The following is a 22,061-nucleotide window of genomic DNA, read 5'->3' as shown; positions in this document are numbered from 1 at the left end:
CTGCGCGGCGATGAAGGCGTTGTTCGTCCACACCTGGCTCGTGAACGAGGCGGCGGGGTTCTCGCTGTAGTAGCTGACGAAGTCGTGGTTCACGAGCTGCTTGAGCGAGCCGCTGTCGCCGAAGCTCGCGATGACCTGCGGTGAGTTCGCCGCCCACGCGCCGTAGGCGACCGCGACGACCGCGCTCACCACCGCGATCGCGAGCGTCCACCAGCGCAGCCGGTAGAACGCGGCGGGCAGCTGCAGCACGAAGAAGCGCGGGATCTGGCTCAGCAGGTTCGCCCCCGTGCCGGTGAACCGCATCCGCGCCCGCGAGAGCGACACGGAGAGCCGGTCCGCGAGCGGCACCGCGCCGGCGGTCGTCGTCACGGTCGACAGATCCGCGGCCGCATCCTGGTAGCGACGGATGAGCTCGTCGCTTCCCCGGCCGTCCAGCCGGCCCTTCGCCAGCACGTCGAGCCGCTGCCACTCGCCCTCCCGGGCGGCGCGCAGCGCGTCGAGGTCCACGAGGGAAGCGTAGGCGGCGGATGGCGGGGCGCCTCGACAGGCGCGGCCGGGACCGGCAGGCTGATCCGGCACGCGAGAAGGAGACCGGATGCCGAGCACCAGCGCCGCGCCCGACGATCTGGGCATCGTCACCGGCGAGGCCGTCGCCCTCGAGGTGCGCTCGACGAGCTGGGTGCTCCGCGCCGCGGGCGCGATGATCGACGTGACCGCCGAGGTCGTGCTGTTCCTCGCGCTGCTGTTCGGCATCAGCCGCCTGACGGACGCCACGCACGCGGACGGCGCGATCGGCACCGCGCTCGTCGTGGTCGACGTCGTGGTGGCCTTCATCATCGCGCCGGCCGTGCTCGAGACCGCGCTCCGGGGCCGGTCGCTCGGCAAGCTCGCCGTCGGCGCGCGCGTCGTGCGGGACGACGGCGGATCCATCGGCTTCCGGCACGCGTTCATCCGCTCGCTCGTCGGGATCGTCGAGCTCGTCTTCACGCTCGGCAGCATCGCCGCGGTGGTCGGGCTGCTGAACCGCCGCGCGAAGCGCCTCGGCGACTTCCTCGCCGGCACCGTCAGCCAGCACGAGCGGGTGCCGCGGCCGCCGATGAACACGCTCGGCGTTCCCGCGCCGCTCGCCGAGTGGGCGCGGATCGCGGATGTCGCGCGGCTGCCCGACCGCCTGGGCCGCCGCATCACCGCCTTCCTCGTGCAGGCCCCGCGGATGACGCCCGAGAGCCGGGCGCGACTCGCACGCGAGCTGGCAGCCGACGCGTCCCCCTTCGTCGCCCCCGCCGTCGACACCGATCCGGAGCTGCTGCTCGCGGCAGTGACGGCCATCCGCCGCGACCGCGAGTTCACGGCGCTGATGCTCGAGCGCGACCGGTTCCAGGAGCTCGAGGAGGTGCTCGAAGCCAACCCCCACGGGTTCCCGGACCGCTGACGCCGTCTTGGCGGTCTCTGAGACCTCACCGTCACCGCTTCCGCGGCTCATAGGAAGTGCATCGGCCCGGTCCTGACACTGATGTCGGGAGGCGGTCATGGACGTACGGGAGCTCGGCAGGCAGACGGCACGACGGTGGACGAGGTGGATCGCGGCGGCCGGCATCGCGCTGACGGGACTCGTCGGCGTCGGCACCTATCAGGCGCTCGAGGCGGCGAGGACGGGCTCGGCCGTGTCCGGCACGACGAGCACGACGACCTCGAACGATCACTCCGGCCTCGCGAGCTCGACCAGCTCGAGCGAGGACTCCGGCACCGCGAGCGCATCGAGCGGGCTGAGCGCCGGCACCGGGGCGAGCCAGACCGGATCGAGCGGATCGTGACCGCCGCCGCGAAGCGCACCTGGTCGCTCTCGGGCACGACCGCGGAGGTGCTGGTCACCGATCCGCGAGCGCTGGATGCGGCATGCGCCCTTGCGGTCCGCCGGCTGACCGCCGTCTCGGACGCCTGCGACCGCTTCCGGCCGGACTCCGAGCTGTCGCGCCTGCGCGACCGGGCCTCGGCCGGCGTGGACGTGAGCCCCGTCCTCGCCGCGCTCGTCCGGGTGGCGCTGGAAGCCGCGCGGCTCACGGGCGGCGCCGTGGTTCCGACGCTCGGTGCCCCACAGCGGGACACCGCCGAGGACGGCGGCATCCGCCTCGTGCATGACCGGGGCCGGCCCCTGCGAGCGAACGCACGGCCCAGGGCTGCCTGGGAGCGGGTGCACGTGGACGGCACCCGGCTGACGGTGCCGGACGGCGTCGACCTCGACCTCGACGTCATCGCGAGGGCGGCCGCGGCGGACGCGATCGCCGAGACCATCGCCGACCGATTCGGCTGCGGCGCCCTGGTGAACCTCGGCGGCGACGTCTCGGCGCGCGGCCCCGCGCCGGCCGGCGGATGGCAGGTGACCGTGCAGGACCGACCCGGCGACCCCGCGGCGCAGGTGGCGCTCGGCGACGGATGGGGGCTCGCCACCGCGAGCGCCCAGTGGCGCAGCCGTCCGGACGAGCGGCTGCATCCGATCCTCGATCCGAGGACCGGCCGGCCTGCGACGCCCGGCTGGCGCACCGCATCCGTCGCCGCGCCCTCGGCGGTCCGGGCGTGCACGTTCGCGACCGCCGCCATCGTGCTTGGGCCGGCCGCCGGCGCCATGCTGCGCTCGGCCGGTCACCCCGTCCGGCTGGTGCACGCCGACGGCGGGCTCACCCTGCTGAACGGCTGGCCGGCGGAGCAGCGCGCCGCCTGAGCCGAGCATCGGCTGTTGCCACCTTCTGCGACCTTGACTGGGCCAAGGTCGCAGAAAGTGGCAACTCCCGGAGGGGTCAGTAGCGGTAGGCGTCCGACTTGTAGGGGCCGGACGGGTCGACGCCGAGGTAGGCGGCCTGCTCGTCCGTCAGCCGCGTGAGCTTCGCGCCGAGGGCATCGAGGTGCAGCCGGGCGACCTCCTCGTCGAGCACCTTCGGCAGCACCGCGACACTTACCGGGTACGCCTCGGGCGACGCCCACAGCTCGAGCTGCGCGAGCACCTGATTCGTGAAGCTCATCGACATCACGAACGACGGATGCCCGGTCGCGTTGCCGAGGTTCATCAGCCGCCCCTCCGACAGCACGATCACGCTGCGGCCGTTCGGCAGCCGCCACTCGTGCACCTGCGGCTTGATCTGGATCCGCTCTGCGCCATCGAGCGACTCGAGGCGCGCCATGTCGATCTCGGTGTCGAAGTGGCCCACGTTCGCCACGATCGCGAGGTGCTTCAGGCCGAGCAGGTGCTCGACCCGCACGACGTTCGTGTTGCCCGTGCCGGTGATCACGAGATCGACCTGGCCGAGCACGTCCTCGAGCGGCGCGACCTGGTAGCCGTCCATCGCCGCCTGCAGGGCCGTGATCGGGTCGATCTCGCCGATGATCACGCGCGCGCCCTGGCCGCGCAGCGCATCCGCGGCGCCCTTGCCGACGTCGCCGTAACCGGCCACGAACGCGGTCTTGCCGCCGATCAGCACGTCGGTCGCGCGGTTGAGGCCGTCGACGAGCGAGTGGCGGATGCCGTACCGGTTGTCGAACTTGCTCTTGGTGACCGAGTCGTTCACGTTGATCGCCGGGAAGAGCAGCGTGCCGTCGCGGTCGAGCTCGTAGAGGCGGTGCACGCCGGTGGTGGTCTCCTCGGAGACGCCGCGGATGTCGGCGGCGATCCGGCGCCAGCGATCCGGGTCGAGGTCCATCGACCGGCGGAGCACGTCGAGCACCGCGCGCCACTCGGCGCCGTCGGTCTCCTTCGTCTCCGGCACGTCGCCGGCGCGCTCGAACTCCACGCCCTTGTGCACGAGCAGGGAGGCGTCGCCGCCGTCGTCGAGGATCATCGTCGGGCCGGTGAAGTCGCCGCCCTCCGCGCGAGCCTCCGCGGTCCAGTCGAAGATGCGCTCCGCGCAGTCCCAGTACTCCTCGATCGACTCGCCCTTCCAGGCGAAGACCGGCACGCCGGCCGGATGCGCGGGGGTGCCGTCGGGGCCGACGACGATCGCCGCGGCCGCCTCGTCCTGCGTCGAGAAGATGTTGCAGCTCGCCCAGCGCACCTGCGCGCCGAGGGCCGTCAGGGTCTCGATCAGCACCGCGGTCTGCACCGTCATGTGGAGGGAGCCGGCGATGCGCGCCCCGGCGAGCGGCCGGGTGGCGCCGTAGCGCTCCCGGAGTGCCATCAAGCCGGGCATCTCCTGCTCGGCGAGGCGGATCTGGTGCCGCCCGGCCTCGGCGAGATCCAGGTCGGCGACCCGGTACTCGAGGGTCGGACTGTCGGGCTCCGTATCGAGGGACGTCTCCAGAAGACTCATGCGCTCGATTCTTCCATCCGCTGGCGACGCCGCTGTTGCGCATCCGCACCTCGCGGGGTGCACCGCCCGACCGCTGCGCGAACGACGGAGTTCCTGCGCCGAACCGGCCCGGGTCCGCACGGCCCGGTCCGCCAAGAACGGTTTCTCCGTCGATTGCGCAGTGACAGCAGCGAGGCGGAGGGGCGTCAGAGCCCGAAGAGGGTGCCCTTGCTGCGCTCGGGTTCGGGCGCCGGGGCGTCGTCCTCGTCGTCGGGCGCGGAGATCCGCATCACGGACCAGCCGTTCGGCGCCGAGAGCCGGTCGGCGTGGTCGCTGCAGAGGTCGTAGCTGTGCGGCTCGGCCTTCAGGCTGAGCGGCCCGAGCACGGCCATCGAGTCGGCGTAGACGTAGGTCAAGGTGGCGACGGCCGGCTTCTGGCAGGTCACCCGCGAGCAGAGCCGTTTCGTTGCCATGGCGCGGTCATGGTAGGCACGCCGCGCGCTCCCGGCCCCTCGACCCGCCCGGCGCGTCCCGGATCCTCAGCCTCAGCGGCTTCGCGTCGCGATTCGAGCCGCTTCGCGCGATCGGATGCGGCAGGAGTCGCGACACGACGGGATGCGGAGCCGCGCGGGTACCATTCCGGGATGGCTCGCTCGCGTCGCGTGTCGCACGCGCCGTCCGCTCGCGGCGGCTTCCGGAACCGCCACGGTCGCGGTCTGCGCTCCTCGGTCACCGGGCCGCACCTGCCCGTGCTGCGCACCCGTGCGGAGGCGTTCGAGTCGGTGGTCGCCGAGACAGCCGACTACCTGCGCGGGCTCTGGCCCGACGACCTCGGCGACGTCTCGTTCGAGATCGCCGGCATCCCGCGGTCCGTGACGCCGAGCGGCCTCGACCGCTGGTGGGTCGACAGCGGCGCCCGCCGCGTCGTGCTCTACCGGCTGCCGATCGAGCGGCTCTCCCACCTGCACGTGGACGACGAGGCGCACCAGCGGATGTACGTGGAGAGCTGCGTCTTCAAGGCCGTCGCCGAGCTGCTCGGCAAGGACCCGTGGGACCTCGCTCCCGACCGGTTCCACCACTTCTGATGCCGCCGCGCCTGCCCAGGACGCGCGGATGGCGGGCCCCCGTCGCCGAGGGCCCGCCATCCGGGTGATCAACCGAGGTTCAGCTCGAGGATCCGGTTGCCCCAGTTCTCGTTGCCGTCACCGTTGTTCGGGATGTACTGCGTCGCGAGCCACAGCGTGTTCGTCCCGGGGATGATCTGCCCGTTCGAGTAGTCACCCCAGCGCGCCACCCCGCCGAAGGGCGCGGTCCCGACGAACCCGTTGTCCGGCGCGACGCCGGCTCCGGCGAGATGCACGGACCCGAATCCGGCACCTGGCGCTGCCGCCGCGTACGCGGCCGACATGTAGGTGCTCGGGCCGCCGAGTCCGAAGACCACGGCCATCGCACCGTTCGGCGTCATGTTGATGTGCGGGAACAGCAGGTACTCGCCCTGCTGCGCGATGTAGCCCTGCCGCACCACGTGTGTGGCCGAGGACACGACGCCGCCGCTCACCGAGGGCTTCACCACGAACCACGCCACGCCGGCTCGCGCGCCGGCGTCGCCGGCCACGTTCACCGAGGTGTCCAGCGCACCGACGAGCTGGCCGTTGATGTACTGCACCTCCTGCATCGCGTCGTCGTTCGCCGAGACGACGCCGGTCGTGGGCTCGCCGCCGGCGGCGCAGATGTCACCGGTGCAGCGGCCCGCGGGCGTCCGCGCGTTCGGCGGCGGCGCGTACGCCTGCGAGGAGACGATCCGTGCCGACAGGTTCGGGATACCGCCGCGCGCGACCGCCGACGGGTTCGTCAGAGCCCAGACCGCGATCCGGTTGTCGTAGGTGCCGTTCGGGTCGAGCGAGCTCATCAGGTACTCGACCCCAGGGCTGCCGTACGTGTTCGCCGGCTGCACGTGGTAGCCGAGGACACCACCCGACGAGAGGTTCTCGTAGTCGACCATCCTCGGGCTCGAGGACCCGGCGATGAGCTGCGACTTCGCGATGGCGTACAGCTGTGCGCCGTTGAAGGTCGAGCTGTCCGCCGTGAACTCGTTCGTCGACACGTAGACGTTCGAGGCGTCGATGCCGAGGATCGGGTAGTCCGCGAGGCACGGGCAGCCGGCGTGGGTGCGGTTCGTGGTGTCGAACTTGTAGACGCTCCAGGCACCTCGCGGGTCGCTGGTGCGGCTCGTCGCGACGTCGACGTGCGACTCCGTGAAGAAGAGGTTCGAGTCGACCTGGTACTCCAGGATCGTCGCGAACCAGCGGTGCGACGAGGCGTCGTAGAAGACGCGCGGGTCGGACGTGTGCGCGGCGGCGGTCTCGCGGAAGAACGTGTTCAGGTAGAACGGCCTCACGAGGCGCGTACCCGACGTGCTCTGGATCAGACCGGTGACGTTGACGAAGTTGACGACGTAGCCGTTGCCCGCGGCGAGCCCCTCGTCCGGCGGCTCGAGATCGAATCCGGATGCGGCCCTGTTGTCGATGGCGTTGACGCCGTCGAAGGCGCGAACCGGCGAGGAGGCCACCCTCGGGCTCGAGGCGACGTGCGGTAGGGAGCCCGTCGCCGTGCGCGCTTGCGCGGCTGGGCGGGCGCCATGGCGGCCCAGGACGGGCAACGTGTATCGGTGCGCCACGGCCCCCTTGGCGGCCGGCACGGCGGATGCGGTGCTGCTGCCGACGTAGGTCACGTGGCCTGCGTGGACGGCGGACGCCGGTGTTGCGGCGACGGCCGGCACGGCGGACGCGGTCGCGCCGGCGGTCGCCAGCGTCACCGCCGTCACGAGGGTGAGGAGGCGCGCTCGTCGCGACGCCTTCCTGGAGAACGGCATGGATCTACTCCTTGAACGTCATCGATCAATCGGAGGGTGGGGCGACCGGCCGGTCTCGGATCGGCGCATCGAGTTATGAGGAACCTGAGCGCCGTGGTCGAACAGTACGGCCGGGCGCCGACCACGCGCCAGGGCGCGAACCTGAGAGATTGCAGACATACGTATATCTCGGGGGCCGCGATCGTGCCCGGCGGATGGGATATGCCGCGAGCCCGATGACGACGAGCGTCGTCAGCGGGCTCGCCTGCGGGGTCAGTGCGTGACGCGGACCGGGTGCGCGGCCTGATCGGCGGGCGCGACCGGGTAGGCCGACAGTGCATCGGCGCCGGCGTAGCTCACGGCGGCGCGGAGGCCGTTCGCCCCGCTGATCGTGCCGATGCCGGCCTTCACGGTCGTCGCTGCGGTGCCGCGCGCCGGCACCTTCACCGTCGAGCCGCTCACGCGGGCGAGCCGCACAGACACCTCGTGGTCCGTCGGGTTGGCGAAGGAGAGCGTCGCTCCGGGACCGCTCGCGACCGCCACCGTGGCGCTGCTGCCGAGCGGATCCCCCGCGGCGATCCAGGCCAGGTCGATCCCGCGGGCGGTCGCGGTCGTTGCGCCGGAGCCGCTTATGCCGCTCGAGGCATTCGTCGTGGTTCCGCCGGTGCCGAGCAACCCGGAGTCGGTGCCGGTGGATGTGCCGCCGGCCACGCTTCCGTCTGTCGCGCCGGTGGTGCCGCCCGTCGCGGTTCCGGCGGTGCCAGTGCCGGTGGTCGTCGTGCCGGTGCCGGTGCCGTTGCCGGTGTCCGTGGTGGAGCCCGACGCATCCGTCACCGTCGCGACCCGCGCACCGGCGACGACCGGGCGGCTGCTCCTGACGTCGAGCGAGTAGGTGCCGTCGGTGAGGCCGGGCAGGGTGATGTCGGTCACCTTGCCGCCCTCGATCCGGTGCGTGAGCACCCGCTTGCCGGAACCCGTCGTCCCGGTGATGCTGATGCGCACATCGGCGGCCGTCGTGCCGGGGGCGAGCAGGCGGAGCACCGGCTGGAGGTCCGCGTAGCCGGTTGCGGCCGACGCGGCGGCGACCGCCGAGGCGTTCGCGATGCGCAGGCCGGTGAGGACCTGCTCGGTCGCGGGCGCCGACGTGGGGCCGGTGAGGTCGAGGCCGCCGGACTCGAGCCCGCGCACCACGCGCTGCTCGAGTGCGACGCCGAGCTGACCGCCGGTGCTGACCACCCGCAGCGCCGTGCCGGCCGCGCCCGGGGCGACGCTCGCGAGCGACACCGCGAGCCGGCTGTGCGCACCGACGAGCAGCTGGCCGGGGCCCACCGCCGCGACGGGGCCGTTCTCGGTCCAGACGTCGAGCTCGACCTGTGCGGGCACGCTCGATGCGTTCGCGAGGGTGAGCACGCTGGTGCGGCCGGTGGTCGTGGCGCCGGCGGCGATCCACGCGATGTTGACCGGCACGGTGCAGGCGGTCGCGGTGAGGCCGGCCGCGTCGCCGGTGGTGACCACCTGGGACTCCGCACCCGCGATGGCCCCGTGCTTCGCATCCGCGGCCGGTGCCGTGAGGAGCCGGGGACGAGTGCCGCTGCCAGCCTTCACGGCGCCTCCGCCGAGCGTGGTGGTGGCCACCCGGCCGGCGGGCGAGACACCCACCTGGCGCGACGGGGATCCGTCGGCGGAGAGCGTGCTCGCCTTCTGCCCCGCCGCGCCGGCTGCGACCGGCGAGCCCGGGCACACGAGGCGCTGCGCCGCGGAGGCGGGCGTGGCGACGATGGCGTGGTCCTCGGCGCCGAGCGCCGGGATCTGGCCGAACACGGCGGCGGCGACGACGCCGACGATGACGACACCGGACGCGCCGAGGAGGCGGGAGGTCAGCGCCATGCGGGCACCTCCTCGCGCGGCTTCGGCCGTTCGATCGCGGATGCGGGGATCGCGCCGGTGCGCACCAGCTCCCGGGCCATCCGCTGCTCCGGCGTGAGCGCTCCCGCGGGAGCGCCGGTCCTGCGCGAGCCGATGCTCGCGACATCCGCGCGGGGTGCGCGCTGCAGCGGCTCGGGCCGGAGCCGCACCGCGAGGCGACGGGTCGGCAGCGCGAGCAGCGCGAAGGCGCCGAGCACGACGAGCTGGAGCAGGAGCACCGCGACGCCGATGGGGCGGGCCGTGTTCGATGGGCCGATGAAGTCGGGGGTGCGGCCGGCATCCGCAGGCAGGTCGACGTAGCGGTAGAGCGTGCCGGCGCTCGACCGCGACACCGCCGAGAACAGCGGGTTGCCGCCGAGGGCCGCGCGCGCATCCGTCGCGGCCGACACGCTCGAGGCGTCCCCCGCGCCGGGGCTGAGCAGGATGTAGCCGATCGCGAGGTGGTCGAGACGGGGGCGGAGGTTCTCGCCGTTCGGCTGCACGAGCGCGGCGGACAGGGCCGCGAGCTGCTCGCCCTCGCCGAAGTCCGCGGTGCTGTGCAGGGTGCTCTGCTGCTCGAGCGTCTGCCCCTGACCGCGGGAGAGCCGCTCGCGCACGCCGCCGTCGGGCTGCGGCGTGAGGGTCAGCAGCCCGAGGCCGGGTGCGGAGGCGGCCTCGGCGGCGACGAGCGCGGGCGCGGTGGCCGTACCGCTCGCCTGGACGGACGAGGTGCCGAGCAGCGTGCCGACCATCAGCGGAGAGACGGCGGCGGCGATCGCGGCGACCGCCGTGAGGCCGATCACGGCGGCGGATGCGGCACGGGCGTGAACGAGCAGCCGGGCGACCCGGTCGTTCACCGGCAGCTCCCCGGCGGCCGCGAGCCGGTCGAGCCCGCAGACGGCGGCTTCGAGCAGCCCGAGCCACGCGATGCTGAGCCCCGCGCCGGCCCAGCCGGGCACCGGCGTCGCGCCGCTCGCGGCGACCTCGATCCGGGTGGCGATCACGGCGGCGAGCAGCCCACCGACGCCGGCGATGCCGACCCGGATCGGCATGCTGCGGCGCGGCCAGAACAGGCCGACGGCGCCGAGCAGCAGGAGCGGGAGGCAGAGGGCGAGCACGAGGAGCGCGGAGCCCGTGGGGCCGAGACCGAGGGGCTGCGCGAGCGCTTCCCAGTCGGCGGCGTGCCAGTCGGGCCAGCCCGCGGCGAGCTGCAGCACGGCGGAGAGCGAGGACGGCAGCCCGAGCAGGCTGGGCGCGGCCGCGGACAGCTGCGGCAGCCCGGGATCGGCGAGCACGCCGAGCGGGTTCCCGTAGCGCAGCTGCTCGTAGGCGAGCGGCAGGAACAGCACGATCGTGGGCAGCGGGAGCGGGAGGATCCGGGTCAGGCGATGCTTCGCATCCGGGGTGCGGCGCACGGCCGCGACGACGATCGCGGCGACCCAGCCGGCCGCCAGCAGCGGCAGCAGCGACGGCGAGCAGGCCGCCATCAGCGCGCCGAGCAGGGCGAGCGACGCGGATGCGGACCACGACCGCCGCACCTGGAAGGCGGCGAGCAGCGCGAAGGGCGCCGCGAGGTGCACGAGCACGGGCCCGATGCGGCCGGTGTCGAGCGCCGCGAGGAAGGTCGGGGCGACGGTCCAGAGCAGTCCGCCGACGATGCGGAGGCTGCGCCGCCGCGTGAACCGTGTGGTGGCCAGCCATCCGCCGGCCGCGGCGACCGGCAGCGCGACGAGCCAGAGGCCGACGACCGCGGCGGACGGATGCCAGAAGGTCAGGGTGCCGAGCACGGCGAGCACGAGCGCGAACGGATCCGCGGGGCCCTCGAAGCCCTGCCCGAGGGCGTGCGGCCCCCAGCCGATCGCGCGCCAGAGGTCGTGGAGCCCGCCGAGGGGCAGCAGGCCGCCGCCCGACAGCGCGGTCGCGCCGATGAGCGGGAAGAAGAGGATCGCACCGACCGCCGCGACGGCGATCGTCAGGGCCAGTCCCCCGCTGCTGGCGAAGTGCACCGGCTCGCGCCTCGGGCCCCGGCCGTTGTCGCGGAGCAGGGCGCGGCGGTGCCGCACCTCCTTCCACGGCAGCCGGAGCGGCGCGATCGACGCCCAGCCGACCGTCCGAATCCGGGCGATGCGGGAGCGGGCGCGGATGACGCCGGGGAAGCACGTGAGGACCACGACGAGCGCGGCGAGCAGCTCGGCCGGCGCGGAACCGGGCCGCTTGCGGAGCAGCTGGCCGATCGCCCGCATCCCCCCGAGCGGCAGGATCGACAGCCAGTGCACCGGCACGAGCAGCAGGGGCGCGTAGGTGAGCCGCCGGTGCAGCTGGGCCTCGCGGCGGAGCCGCACGCGACGGGCCTCGGTGGTCGACGCCCCGAGCAGCCGGGTGCCGGGCGCCTCGATGCCGGCGGATCGCACGCGCGCCTTCGGCACGAGCTGCACGCGGTGGCCCGCGAGCCGGGTGCGGATGCAGAAGTCGAGCGCGTCGTCGACGGCGGGCAGCGCGGCGTCGAAGCCGCCGAGCTGTCGCCACAAGGTCTCGCGCACGAACATGCCGCCGGCCGCGACGGCCATGACGTCGCTGTGCCGGTCGTACTGCGCCTGGTCGAGCTCGGGCTCGGCGAGCTCGACGGCCGTGCCGAACGGCGTCATGGTCTCGCCGTAGGAGTGGAGGTAGTCGGGGGCGTCCCACTGCATCTGCTTGGGTCCCGCGACCGCGACCGACGGGGCGGCCTCGACGGCCTGGAGCAGCCGCTCGAGCGCGCGCGGCTCGGGGGCGTTGTCGGATGCCAGCAGCCAGAGCCACTCGTCGTCCGACGACTCGATGCCGGCCGATTTCACGCCGGTGGCGACCGCGAGGCCGAAGCCGGCGCGCGCGCTGACGTGCGCGTGGACGGTCGGCTCCACCGCCGCGATGATGTTGGCGGTCACGGGGCTGTTCCCGAGCTGCACCACCACCAACCGGTCGGGAAGGCGGCTCTGCAGCGTGATCGCGTCGAGCGTCTCACGGAGGTAGTCCGCACCGTCCGCCGCGACGAGGATCGCAGTGACAGAGAGCGGCACCGGATCACGGTAGGTGCGCGCCAGGCGACACGCCGTCCCGACCCGCCGGAGGCTCTCACCTTCATAAGGAGGACGGTTCAGCCGCCCCGCGTGCCATCCGCCGTTTTCAGGATCCGCCACCCGTATTCAGGACGATCGGCCCTCCGCGCCGGCGTGGCGCCGGAGAAGTCCTGAAAACGGCGGATGAGCCAGTCAGGCGGATGGGAAGGCCCGGGCAGCACGAAGGCCGCGCCCCTCGCGGGTGCGCGGCCTTCCGTGATGTGCGTGCTCGGCGGCTCAGCCGACCTTGCGGAGCTTCCGACGCTCGCGCTCGGAGAGCCCGCCCCAGATCCCGAAGCGCTCGTCGTTCGACAGTGCGTACTCGAGGCACTGGGACTTGACCTCGCAGGAGGCGCAGATCTTCTTCGCCTCGCGCGTCGATCCACCCTTCTCAGGGAAGAAGGCCTCAGGATCGGTCTGCGCGCAGAGCGAGTCGGCCTGCCAAGCCAGCGGGTCGTCGGTGTCCTCGGTGACACGACGCACGCTGGGAACGCCCAGGTTGATGGGGTCGACGAACCAGTCGCCGGGCACCGATGCCTGGTAGGGGGAAACGGTCATGACTGATCGTCCTCTCGAATGCATCCAGGGCCCCGCGCCCCGAAAGCGTGGGGTTAATTACACAGATGTGCTTCCGCCCCGTCAAGGCCGCGAACCTTGCCACCGCGTGTCGCATCCGACCGGATGGACGCGCCGAGGGATCGGGCTCCCGAGGGCAGATCGAAGGTTGAGAGGACCTGTGCGAACGCTGGTCGCCGCGGCGCTGACCAGGGATTCCATGATCATGTCGTCACAGGGATCGCGGCCCCGTCCTTAACTCTCAACCATGGGTCGAATGCTGACGACACGCCGATAACGACAGTCGCTGTGTAACATGTTGTTCACAAACCGGGTCGGAAAGATTTTTTCGAGCGTGGATGCGCGTTCGAATTCGTGTTCGAATCCTGCGAATTGCCGCACGGTTTCCCACCCCCCTGAACGAGGGGTACAGGAAATGCCGGCGACCCCTATTCGGGGGTATGGCTGATATCACAAGCAGATAACGCGTGTCCAATCGGACACGCCGATGGCGGCGTGCGCAGGCGACACCGCCCGGAGCGGCGTCGGCCGGGCCTGTCGAGCCGGTTCAGTCGCCCTTGGCGGCGGCGCGAGCGCGCCACGCGCTCGCCACCATGTCCCGCAGCGAGTGGCGCATCGCCCACTCGAGGTCCCGGGCCGCGAGGTCGCCGGAGGCGACGATGCGCGCGGGGTCGCCGGGCCGGCGCGGGGCGGCCTCCGGCGTGAAGTCGATGCCGGTGACCTCGCCGATCGCGCGCATGATCTCGCCCACGCTCACCCCGTCGCCCGACCCGAGGTTGTACACGGGCTCGAGCGGCTCGCCTGCCGCGAGCCGCTGCGCGGCGACGACATGGGAGTGGGCGAGGTCGGACACGTGCAGGTAGTCGCGCACGCAGGTGCCGTCGGGGGTCGGGTAGTCGGTCCCGTTGATCTGCGGCGTGCGGCCCTCGAGCAGCGCGTCGAAGACGAGGGGGAAGAGGTTGTGGGGGCTGGTGTCGTAGAGGTCGTCGCTGCCGGAGCCGACCACGTTGAAGTAGCGCAGCGACGTGTGGTGCAGGCCGACCGCCCGGGCCTGGTCGGCGAGCAGCCACTCGCCGATCAGCTTCGACTCCCCGTACGGGGACTCGGGGTGCTTCGGCGTCGTCTCGGTGACGAGGTCGACATCCGGCGTGCCGTAGACCGCGGCGGATGAGGAGAAGACGATCTTGTCGACGCCCGCGTCCGCCATCGCGCCGAGCAGGGTCGCGGTGCCCGTGACGTTCTGCGCGTAGGTGTGCAGGGGCCGCTGCACGGAGACGCCGGCGTACTTGAAGCCGGCGATGTGCATCACGCCTTCGACTTCGTGGCGCTGGAGGACGTCGGCGAGCAGCTCGCCGGAGAGGATGGAGCCCCGGACGAGCTCGACGTCCGACGGGACGAAGCCGCGGTGCCCGCTGGACAGATCGTCGATCACGACCGGGTCGAGGCCCGCCTGCTGGAGGGCGCGGACCACGTGCGCGCCGATGTAGCCGGCGCCGCCGGTGACCAACCACGTCATGGGGCCGAGCCTATGGCCGCGCCCCCTCGGGCGACCTTCGACAGGGCCGGGCACCGGCTCAGAACAGGAGCAGCTGGTACGCGCCGAGCATCGTGGCCGCGGCGACGGAGACCGTGGCGACGAAGGCGAGCGCGCCCCACGAGCGGGCCCGTCGCGCGGCGGCGCGAGCGGCGGAGCACTGCTTGCTCACCGCGCCCATGGCCTGCTCGAGGGAGCAGTAGGACCCGATCGGTTCCCCATCGGCGTCGGTGGCGACGTAGCGGCGGCCGTGCTCGACGGTGCCGAGGTGTCGGCCGTCGCGGCGGGCCACCCAGAGGTCCTTCTGCGTCGCGCGCCACTGCACCGCGGGGTCACCGAGGGGCGCGGAGGCGTACGCGGCGGGGAGGCTCGTCATGGGGCCCTCCTTCGCGAGTGCATTCGTCAGGGGTGCGGGAACGGACTGGTCGTCGCGGCCGCGGGCACCCGGGGTGGTGGTGCCGAGCGCTTCGCCTGATGGAGGCACGGTACCGCCCGTGTACCCCGCCGGAACAGCCCCTTGCGAAATGAACGACAGGTGAATACAGGGTTGGGCGGGGGACGAACCGACCGGTTGTACCCCGTTTCTCCCTACCTCCTCTTCTCTCTCCTGCTCATCCGGCGATCGCGGCAGGATGAGGGACATGTGCGGTCGCTACGTCGTCACCAAGGCCGTGAACGACCTCCTGCCCGATCTGCTCGGCGGCTTCGATCCGCTGCCCGACGACTTCAACGTCGCGCCGACCGCGCTCGTGCCGGTCGTGCGCGAGCGCGACGGCGAGCGCCGGATGCCCGAGGTGCAGTGGGGCTTCCTGCCGTCCTGGGCCAAGGACCTCAAGGCGAAGCCGCAGCCGATCAACGCGCGGATCGAGACGGTCGCGACGTCCGGCATGTTCCGGCGCGCGTTCGCCCAGGCCCGCTGCCTCGTGCCGGCGCTCGGCTACTACGAGTGGGTGGTGACCCCGACCGGGAAGCAGCCGCACTTCATCCACGACCCGGACACGGCGCTCGCGATGGCCGGCCTCGTGAGCGCGTGGGCGGATCCGTCCCGCGACCGCGACGACCCGGACCGCTGGCACCTGACCATGGCCGTCATCACCCGCGACGCCCACGTGGCGCCCGGGGAGGTGCACGACCGGATGCCCGCCTGCCTGACGCCCGCGGCGTACGACGACTGGCTGTCGGACCGCCTCGGGCCGGACGAGTTGGTGCGGCTGCTCGACCGGGAGTCGCTCGACGTGGCGCACGAGCTCACGCACTACGAGGTGAGCCGCGACGCCAACAGCGTGCGGAACAACGGGCCGGAGCTGATCCGGCCGCTGCCGGAGCCGGGCTCGACCCGCGGATGATCCCGGGCGACCGACACACTCCCCGAGGCCACCCTCGAGCGGGCGCCTCTCCCCCGACTGGCCCGCGCGTATCCGATACCCGGACGCGCTTCCCATCCGCCGTTTTCAGGATCGGCTGCAGGTATTCAGGACGATGAGGGTGCGAGCGCCGCGTGTCGGCGCAGAAGTCCTGAAAACGGCGGATGAAGGACGGACGGGGCGGGACCGGAGGGCGGCTCAGCGGAGGGCGGCCACCAGGTCGTTGATGACGCCGGCCGTCTCCTCCCAGCCGGTCACGGCCCGAGTCGGCACGCCGAGCGCCTTCACCGGGTAGTCGTTGCCATCCGGATCGAGCCGGTCACCGAGGAACAGCATCTCGTCGAACGGGACCGCGGTGAGCTGCGCGAGGCGCCGCATGCCGTACGCCTTGTCGATGCCCTTGCGGGTGATGTCGACGGACGTCGAGCCGCCGCTGCGCACCTCGAGGTCGGGGAGCTCGTCCTGCACGGCGGCGCGCAGACGGTTCTTCTTCTCCCCCGTCGGGTCCCAGGCCTTCTTCTCGTCGAGCGGCGCGGCCTGCCCGAGCGCGGAGAAGGTGATCTGCGACCCGCGGTCCTCGAGGGCCGGCCCCCACGTGCGCTCGGCCCAGAGGCCGAGGCGCTTCGCCTGCTCCTCGACCGCGCGCATCGCGCGCTGCTTCTCGTTGTCCGAGAGCTCCTCGGCGTACATGCAGGTGAGTCCGTCGCTCGTCAGCCGCCAGTACTGGGTGCCGCACGTGGGCATGAGGTGCAGGCGCACGGCCAGGGCGTCGGGCAGCGCGCCGAGCCGGTCGACGACCTGCGTGCGGAACTGCGCCACCTGGCCGCCGGAGATGATGCAGACCTCGGCGACGGCGAGGAGCTCTCGGAGCGCGTCGCGGACGGGATCGGGCAGGGGCGCCTTCGACGGGGCGAGGGTGTCGTCGAGGTCGAAGGCGACGAGGCGCGGACGTGCGGGCACGGGTGGGGTGTCCATGGTCGGACACGCTAAAGCAGGAGCGCCCCGGGCGACGAAGCGACGGTCGAAGCGGGGGCGAGACGCCGGCGCGCGAGTGATGCCGGACGGGCGATCAGCGTGCGGTGGGCCCATACTCCGGGAAGCATCGGTCTTGCCTCAGACTCGCCGACTCCTCTTGCCTGAGATTCCCTGGGAATTACAATCAGGTAACGAGCCACCTCAAACCGGCTTCCCCCTGAATCCCTGGTTGTGCTGCCGGTTCCCGGCCGCCCACGATGGGACCACCCCGAGCCTTGTAACGACGCCTGCGCTCTTCCACGCCACGCCGTCCCCACGGCACCCGAGCGACGAAGGAACCATGGAATCAGGCGCCCTCGGCGACGCCCTGCCCGACGGCAGGCTGAGCGGCAGCACGCCCTTCGCGTCGCTCTCCGCGATCGACCTCACCGTGCCGGTGCAGCGGATCGGCTGGCGGACGGGCTACCGACTGGCGCTCCTCGGCACCGACGCCGCGGTCATCGGGGGCGCCGTGCTGTTCGCCTACAACGCGAGGTTCGACCAGTCGCTCCCGTACGGCCTGCGGACGTTCGCGGCGAACAGCCTCATCGCCGCCGTGCTCGGCGTCCTGTGGCTCGCTTCGCTCGTCGCGTTCCGGTCGAGCGAGATCCGGCATCTCGGCGCCGGGAACACCGAGTACCAGCGCGTCGCGAAGGCGACGTTCGCCGCGTTCGGCCTCCTCGCGGTCGTCGCCGTGCTCTTCAACGTCCTCCCGTCCCGCGTGTACCTGCTCATCGCTCTGCCCGTCGGGCTGGTCGCCCTGCTCGCCGAGCGGTTCTTCTGGCGCTCGTGGCTGATCGCCCGGCGCCGCGAGGGCCTGTGCCTCACGAGCGCTTTCGTGGTCGGCAGCCACCTCGACGCCACGCGCGTCACGCACGAGCTGCTCAAGCACCACCACGCCGGGTACCGGCCCGCGGGCGTCGCCTTCACCGACGGTGCCTTCTCCGCTGCGGCGGCCACCGTGGACGGCACCACCGTTCCGCTCGTCGACTTCGCCCGCCTCGCCGACACCGTGCGCGCGACCCACACCAGGGCGGTCATCGTCGCCGGCGAGCTCCCCGGCGGCCGCGGGCAGATCCAGGACCTCGGCTGGCAGCTCGAGAACTCGAAGACCGAGCTGATCCTGGTCTCCCGACTCACCGACGTGGCCGGCCCGCGCATCCACATGCGTCCCGTCGAGGGGCTGCCGATGCTGCACGTCGACCTCCCGCAGTACGCGGGCGTCAACCACACGATCAAGCGCGGCCTCGACATCGGGCTGGCGGGCCTCGCGTTCCTGCTGCTCTCCCCGGTGCTGGCCCTCGTGGCGCTGGCGGTCCGGATCGACTCCCCAGGCCCCGTGCTGTTCCGGCAGGAGCGCATCGGCCTCGCCGGCGCCACCTTCACGATGTTCAAGTTCCGCAGCATGGTGGTCGACGCGGAGGCGCGGCTCGCGCAGCTGCAGCGGGCGAACGAGGGATCGGGCCTGCTGTTCAAGATGCGCGACGATCCGCGCATCACCCGCGTCGGCGCCTTCATCCGCCGCTACTCGCTCGACGAGCTCCCCCAGCTGTTCAACGTGCTGAACGGGAGCATGAGCCTCATCGGCCCTCGCCCGCCCCTGCCTCGGGAGGTGGCCGCATACGAGGGCCGTGTCAACCGGCGCCTGCTCATCAAACCGGGCATCACGGGGCTCTGGCAGGTGAGCGGCCGGTCCAACCTGTCGTGGGAGGAGAGCGTGAAGCTCGACCTCTACTACGTGGAGAACTGGTCGGTCACGACGGACTTCGTGATCCTCGCGAAGACCGTCCGGGCGGTGCTCAAGAAGGACGGGGCGTACTAGCCGTCTCGTCCGGCTCCTCGCGGGGCTCGTCGGACAGCATCGGCCTTCCTGTGCCGAAGAGCGGAAGCGCCGACGGCCGCGCCCGGTACGCGCCCGCCGCGAGCAGCACGCCCGCGAGCGCGATCACCAGGGCGGTCCAGCGACCGAGCGGCTGCCACGCCAGCACCGCGGCGACCCCGGTGACGAGCAGCACGGCGACGACGACGACGTCCCGGATGTGCGCTCGCATGACCGCTCCCCTGGCGGGGTCGGCATCCGGTCCCATACGGCAGCCTCGCCCGACGGGACAAGCGTGGGCCCGGACGGCTCGACGACTGCGCGACACGCGGCGAACCGTTATCGAATCTCGATAGCACGGGATACAGCGGTCGGCTGACCGGGGAGGCGACGACCTCGAACCCCTCGATGCCCCGGGTTCCGAGGGTCTTCGACAACGATCCTCTGGCAATTCCCGTGTCGGCATGTCAAGCCCTCCACGCCGCGGATCAGGATGCTGGCAGACGTTCGATACCCTTCGGACAGCATCCACCCCTTCAAGGGCGAGGAGTTCCCGCTTGTCACCCGCATCGATCAGCCCGCTTCGTGTGGGCCTCGTCGACGACCACGAGGTCATCGCCACCGCCGTCCGCGCAGCGCTGCGCACGACCAGGGAGCTGGAGCTCGTCGCCTCGGCGCCGACCGTCGACGGCCTCTTCGCGCGCGCCGCAGGCCGCCTGCATCTCGTGGTGCTCGACCTCCGGCTCGCAGACGGCTCGTCGCCCGCGAACAACGTGCAGCGGCTCACCGCCGCCGGCTGCAACGTGATCGCGTTCACGAGCGGCGAGAGCCCGTACCTGCTCCGCGCCGTGGCTCGCACGCCCGTGCTCGGCATCGTCCGCAAGAGCGAGCCGCTCCAGGCGCTCACGAGCGCGCTGCTCCGCGCTGCGTACGGCCAGCCGGTGATGACCGCCGAATGGGCCTCGACCGTGGAGAACGACCCGCTGATCTCGGATGCGAAGCTGAGCCGGCAGGAGCAGCGGATGCTCGCGCTCTTCGCCAACGGCAACACCGCGCAGACGGTGGCAGAGGAGGCCGGCATCGCGGTGAGCACGATCGAGGACTACGTGCGCCGCATCCGGGCGAAGTACGCGCGCGCCGGGCGCCCTGCCGTGACGAAGGTCGACCTGTACAAGCGGGCCGTCGAGGACGGCTTCCTGCCCGCGCCGAACGAGCAGTGACCGCCGAGGCCGAGGGCCCCCTCGGCACTCGGCCCGCGCCCGCCGCGCTGCCGCGGCAGCTGCGCATCCTGCGCCCCCTCGCCGATCGGACCGGCGAGGAGCGCGTGCTGCGGGTCACCGCGCTCGGGTTCCTGCCCGCCACGGTGATCTTCGGCCTGCTCGCCGTCGGCGACATCCGGACCCAGTCGCCTCACTACCCGGTCTGGTGGACGACGGCCGTCATCGCCGGTGTGCTCGCCGCCCCGATGGTGATGGGCGCGATCTCGTTCGCCGCGCCGATCCGGGTGCTGCGTCGCCTGGCGGCCGTCAGCGCTGCGACAGCACTGCTCGCCCAGCTCACGCTGCCGCTCTTCGACGGCGGGATGACCGTGCCGGGCGGCGGGGCACCGTGGATCGACGACGTCGCGTCGATGGCGGTGATCCTGTCCCTGCTCGCGGTGCGGCCGGTCTGGGCGGTGCTCATCGCCTTCTGCGCCGCCGGCCTGACCGTCGTCGACCGCTGGGCCGTGACGCCCGGTCATGGCCTGCTCACCGGCGTGCAGAACGGCCTCTATGTCTTCCTCTTCTGCATCACGTTCATCGCGCTCGGCGTGATGACCTTCCACGGCGTCCGTGAGGCGGACCTGGCGGAGGCTGCTGCCGCTGAAGCGGCCAGCAACGCTGCCGCCGATGCCGCCCGGGAACGCGAGCGGGGCCGCATCAACGCCCTCGTGCACGACCGGGTGCTGGCGACGCTCCTCGCGGCGGCCAGGTCGGTCCCGGGCAGCGAGACGCTGCGCCGCGCCGACGCTGCCCGCGCGCTCGAGGGGCTGCAGCGACTGCTGGTCGCCGGCGACGAGCCCGGCGACGAGCTCGACGGGGAGGCCTTCGCCTGGTCCATCCAGGCGACCACGACGGAGCTCGCCCCCGACGCCGTGTTCGGGTACGAGGTGAGCGGCACGCCGCTCATCCCCGCGGCCGCGGTCGAGGCCCTCACCGCCGCCACCGAGGAGGCGCTGCGCAACTCCGTCCGGCACGCGCGCGCCGGCAACTGCACGGTGCACGTGCAGGTCGGCGAGGGCGGCGCCCGGATCGACGTGCTCGACGACGGCGTCGGCTTCGAACCGGACCGCGTCCCGCCCTCCCGCCTCGGGATCTCTGAGAGCATCCGGGGCCGGATGGAGGCGCTTCCGGGCGGCTCGGCCGTCGTGGTCTCCACCCCCGGGGTCGGCACGAGGGTCCAGCTGCGCTACCGCCCGGAGGAGCGCTGATGGCCGCGGCGCCGGGCACGTGGCACCTGCCGGACGGCCGCTGGGGCCGGTTCCTGCGCTCGCTGCTGGACGGCCGACTCGCCTACTTCTCCCTGTTCGTGATCGTGCACGCCGTGCTCGCCTGCACCACGGCGGGCATGACCGGGCTGGACTTCGTCGAGCTCGCGCTGATCTGCGCCCCGCAAGGCGTGCTCGCACTGCATCGCACGATGTCCACGGCGACCCTGACGGTCTCGAGTGCGGCGCTCGTCCTCGCGGCTGCACTCGGCATCACCGCGCTGCCCACCGACGGCTCGCCTCCCGGGTACGAGGCGTGGCAGCTGGGAGCGATCACGATCAGCCTGCTGGGCTTCGCCCTGATCCGCCGCTACCTCGCCGCCTGGCTCTCCCTGCTCGCCATCGCCACCATCGCTGTGTGCTGGTCCGTCTTCACCGGACAGGGGTGGGTGCCTGGGGTCGCACTCGTCGACCGGCACGTGGGCACGCTGCTCGTCGGCACGGTCTTCGCCTGGAGCCTCGCCCGCGCGACCGCCACCTTCACGGCCTACCAGGCGCTCGAGCGCCGCACCCGGGCACAGGAGCGGGCAGCGAGCGCACGGGCCGGCGCCCGGCGCGCCGCAGCGGAAGCGGTGCTCGAGCAGGCCGGCCCGATGCTCCACGCGATCGCGGAGGGACACCCGCTCACGGACGCCGACCGACGCGAGCTGCTCGTGATCGAGGGAGCGCTGCGGGACCAGATCCGTGCACCGAACCTGGCCAAGCCGCCGCTGCTGGAGGCGATCGCCGATGCGCGGCGGCGCGGGGTGAACGTGCTGCTGCTCGACGAGGTCGACGGGCCCGCGCATCCCCGGATGCATGAGCAGGCCGCGGTCTGGCTGGCCGAGCGGGTGGCTGCGAGCCACGGCGAGCGATTCGTCGGTCGTGTCCGCAGCGCGGACGGCGGCCTCGCCGTGAGCGCGGTGACGGGTTCGGTGAGCGACTCGACCACCATCCCCGCGCTCGCGACCCGCTCCACGGTGCCGGCGGGAGCGGGCGACGTGGGCGTCCCCTCATGACCCCGGAGCCGCTTCCCCCGATCACCCGGCGCGCTGCCGTCACGGCGATCGCGCTCGGTGTCGGCGGGCTCGCCGGCTGCTCCCTCCTGCCCGGGCGCTCC

General features: G+C 72.6%; 20 protein-coding genes. 9 read left to right on the top strand and 11 right to left on the bottom strand.

All coding sequences use genetic code 11. The features are described from left to right. The coding region (locus tag VIG76_RS05430) for a stage II sporulation protein M (protein WP_473964776.1) at positions 1-507 on the bottom strand (507 nt) is incomplete at its 3' end. Positions 508-595: 88 nt separating this feature from the next. On the opposite strand from VIG76_RS05430, the gene VIG76_RS05425 reads away from it, so the two are divergent. The 3 genes from VIG76_RS05425 (at position 596) to VIG76_RS05415 (ending at position 2,719) form a co-directional block, all read left to right on the top strand. Beyond that, positions 596-1,432, top strand: a complete 837-nt coding sequence (locus VIG76_RS05425; RefSeq protein ID WP_331951872.1) for an RDD family protein — start codon at positions 596-598, stop codon at positions 1,430-1,432. Between the two features lie 97 nt (positions 1,433-1,529). After that, the gene (locus tag VIG76_RS05420; RefSeq protein WP_331951870.1) at positions 1,530-1,814 is read left to right on the top strand and encodes a hypothetical protein; all 285 of its coding nucleotides are present in this window, start codon (positions 1,530-1,532) and stop codon (positions 1,812-1,814) included. After that, entirely contained in the window at positions 1,811-2,719 is a 909-nt protein-coding gene (locus tag VIG76_RS05415; protein WP_331951868.1) for an FAD:protein FMN transferase, read from the top strand. Before VIG76_RS05420 ends, VIG76_RS05415 begins: the two co-directional genes overlap by 4 nt. Positions 2,720-2,795: 76 nt before the next feature. Here VIG76_RS05415 and ahcY read toward each other — a convergent pair whose 3' ends face one another. Both ahcY and VIG76_RS05405 read right to left on the bottom strand, forming a co-directional pair. Next, positions 2,796-4,298, bottom strand: coding sequence for an adenosylhomocysteinase (gene ahcY, locus VIG76_RS05410; RefSeq protein WP_331951866.1), 1,503 nt, complete (start codon positions 4,296-4,298; stop codon positions 2,796-2,798). 185 nt (positions 4,299-4,483) lie between these two features. Beyond that, the gene (locus VIG76_RS05405; RefSeq protein ID WP_331951864.1) at positions 4,484-4,750 is read right to left on the bottom strand and encodes a DUF3499 family protein; all 267 of its coding nucleotides are present in this window, start codon (positions 4,748-4,750) and stop codon (positions 4,484-4,486) included. A gap of 171 nt (positions 4,751-4,921) precedes the next feature. On the opposite strand from VIG76_RS05405, the gene VIG76_RS05400 reads away from it, so the two are divergent. Next, positions 4,922-5,362: a metallopeptidase family protein gene (locus tag VIG76_RS05400; protein ID WP_331951862.1), complete on the top strand. Its 441-nt coding sequence runs from the start codon at positions 4,922-4,924 to the stop codon at positions 5,360-5,362. A 68-nt stretch (positions 5,363-5,430) separates the two neighbouring features. Here VIG76_RS05400 and VIG76_RS05395 read toward each other — a convergent pair whose 3' ends face one another. The 6 genes from VIG76_RS05395 to VIG76_RS05370 form a co-directional block, all read right to left on the bottom strand. Continuing rightward, positions 5,431-7,149, bottom strand: a complete 1,719-nt coding sequence (locus VIG76_RS05395; protein WP_331951859.1) for a hypothetical protein — start codon at positions 7,147-7,149, stop codon at positions 5,431-5,433. A gap of 252 nt (positions 7,150-7,401) precedes the next feature. Next, a complete protein-coding gene (locus tag VIG76_RS05390) occupies positions 7,402-9,015 on the bottom strand; it encodes a DUF5719 family protein (RefSeq protein ID WP_331951857.1) in 1,614 nt (537 codons plus the stop codon). Beyond that, a complete protein-coding gene (locus VIG76_RS05385) occupies positions 9,006-12,089 on the bottom strand; it encodes a glycosyltransferase (protein ID WP_331951855.1) in 3,084 nt (1,027 codons plus the stop codon). The genes VIG76_RS05390 and VIG76_RS05385 overlap by 10 nt, the downstream gene beginning before the upstream one ends. 276 nt (positions 12,090-12,365) lie before the next feature. Continuing rightward, positions 12,366-12,686, bottom strand: coding sequence for a WhiB family transcriptional regulator (locus tag VIG76_RS05380; RefSeq protein WP_331951853.1), 321 nt, complete (start codon positions 12,684-12,686; stop codon positions 12,366-12,368). A 565-nt stretch (positions 12,687-13,251) separates the two neighbouring features. Further along, the gene (gene galE / locus VIG76_RS05375) at positions 13,252-14,220 is read right to left on the bottom strand and encodes a UDP-glucose 4-epimerase GalE (RefSeq protein WP_331951851.1); all 969 of its coding nucleotides are present in this window, start codon (positions 14,218-14,220) and stop codon (positions 13,252-13,254) included. A gap of 58 nt (positions 14,221-14,278) precedes the next feature. Continuing rightward, positions 14,279-14,614 (bottom strand): hypothetical protein, encoded by a 336-nt coding sequence (locus VIG76_RS05370; RefSeq protein ID WP_331951849.1) that lies wholly within the window; start codon positions 14,612-14,614, stop codon positions 14,279-14,281. Positions 14,615-14,879: 265 nt separating this feature from the next. Between VIG76_RS05370 and VIG76_RS05365 the strand changes: the two genes are divergently transcribed. Continuing rightward, positions 14,880-15,584 (top strand): SOS response-associated peptidase, encoded by a 705-nt coding sequence (locus VIG76_RS05365; RefSeq protein WP_331951847.1) that lies wholly within the window; start codon positions 14,880-14,882, stop codon positions 15,582-15,584. Positions 15,585-15,800: 216 nt separating this feature from the next. Here the strand turns inward: VIG76_RS05365 and VIG76_RS05360 are convergent, their stop codons facing one another. Beyond that, entirely contained in the window at positions 15,801-16,577 is a 777-nt protein-coding gene (locus tag VIG76_RS05360; protein ID WP_331951844.1) for an HAD-IIB family hydrolase, read from the bottom strand. Positions 16,578-16,917: 340 nt separating this feature from the next. Between VIG76_RS05360 and VIG76_RS05355 the strand changes: the two genes are divergently transcribed. Continuing rightward, on the top strand, positions 16,918-18,438 hold the full coding sequence (locus VIG76_RS05355; protein ID WP_331951842.1) for a sugar transferase: 1,521 nt from the start codon (positions 16,918-16,920) through the stop codon (positions 18,436-18,438). Here the strand turns inward: VIG76_RS05355 and VIG76_RS05350 are convergent. Then, entirely contained in the window at positions 18,416-18,667 is a 252-nt protein-coding gene (locus VIG76_RS05350) for a hypothetical protein (RefSeq protein ID WP_331951840.1), read from the bottom strand. The two genes, VIG76_RS05355 and VIG76_RS05350, sit on opposite strands and share 23 nt — an antisense overlap. A 325-nt stretch (positions 18,668-18,992) precedes the next feature. Here VIG76_RS05350 and VIG76_RS05345 point away from each other — a divergent pair, with 325 nt between their 5' ends. The 3 genes from VIG76_RS05345 to VIG76_RS05335 are packed head-to-tail and all read left to right on the top strand — an operon-like array spanning position 18,993 to position 21,960. Then, positions 18,993-19,655: a response regulator transcription factor gene (locus VIG76_RS05345; RefSeq protein WP_331951838.1), complete on the top strand. Its 663-nt coding sequence runs from the start codon at positions 18,993-18,995 to the stop codon at positions 19,653-19,655. Further along, the gene (locus VIG76_RS05340) at positions 19,652-20,905 is read left to right on the top strand and encodes a sensor histidine kinase (protein ID WP_331951836.1); all 1,254 of its coding nucleotides are present in this window, start codon (positions 19,652-19,654) and stop codon (positions 20,903-20,905) included. The genes VIG76_RS05345 and VIG76_RS05340 overlap by 4 nt, the downstream gene beginning before the upstream one ends. Further along, positions 20,905-21,960 (top strand): hypothetical protein, encoded by a 1,056-nt coding sequence (locus VIG76_RS05335; protein WP_331951834.1) that lies wholly within the window; start codon positions 20,905-20,907, stop codon positions 21,958-21,960. Before VIG76_RS05340 ends, VIG76_RS05335 begins: the two co-directional genes overlap by 1 nt. The last annotated feature ends 101 nt before the right edge of the window (positions 21,961-22,061 follow it).

This window comes from Amnibacterium sp. (assembly GCF_036559085.1).
Lineage (GTDB): Bacteria > Actinomycetota > Actinomycetes > Actinomycetales > Microbacteriaceae > Amnibacterium.
The sequence above is the reverse complement of the archived record's forward strand: the minus strand, read 5'-3'. Positions and strand labels throughout refer to the sequence as shown.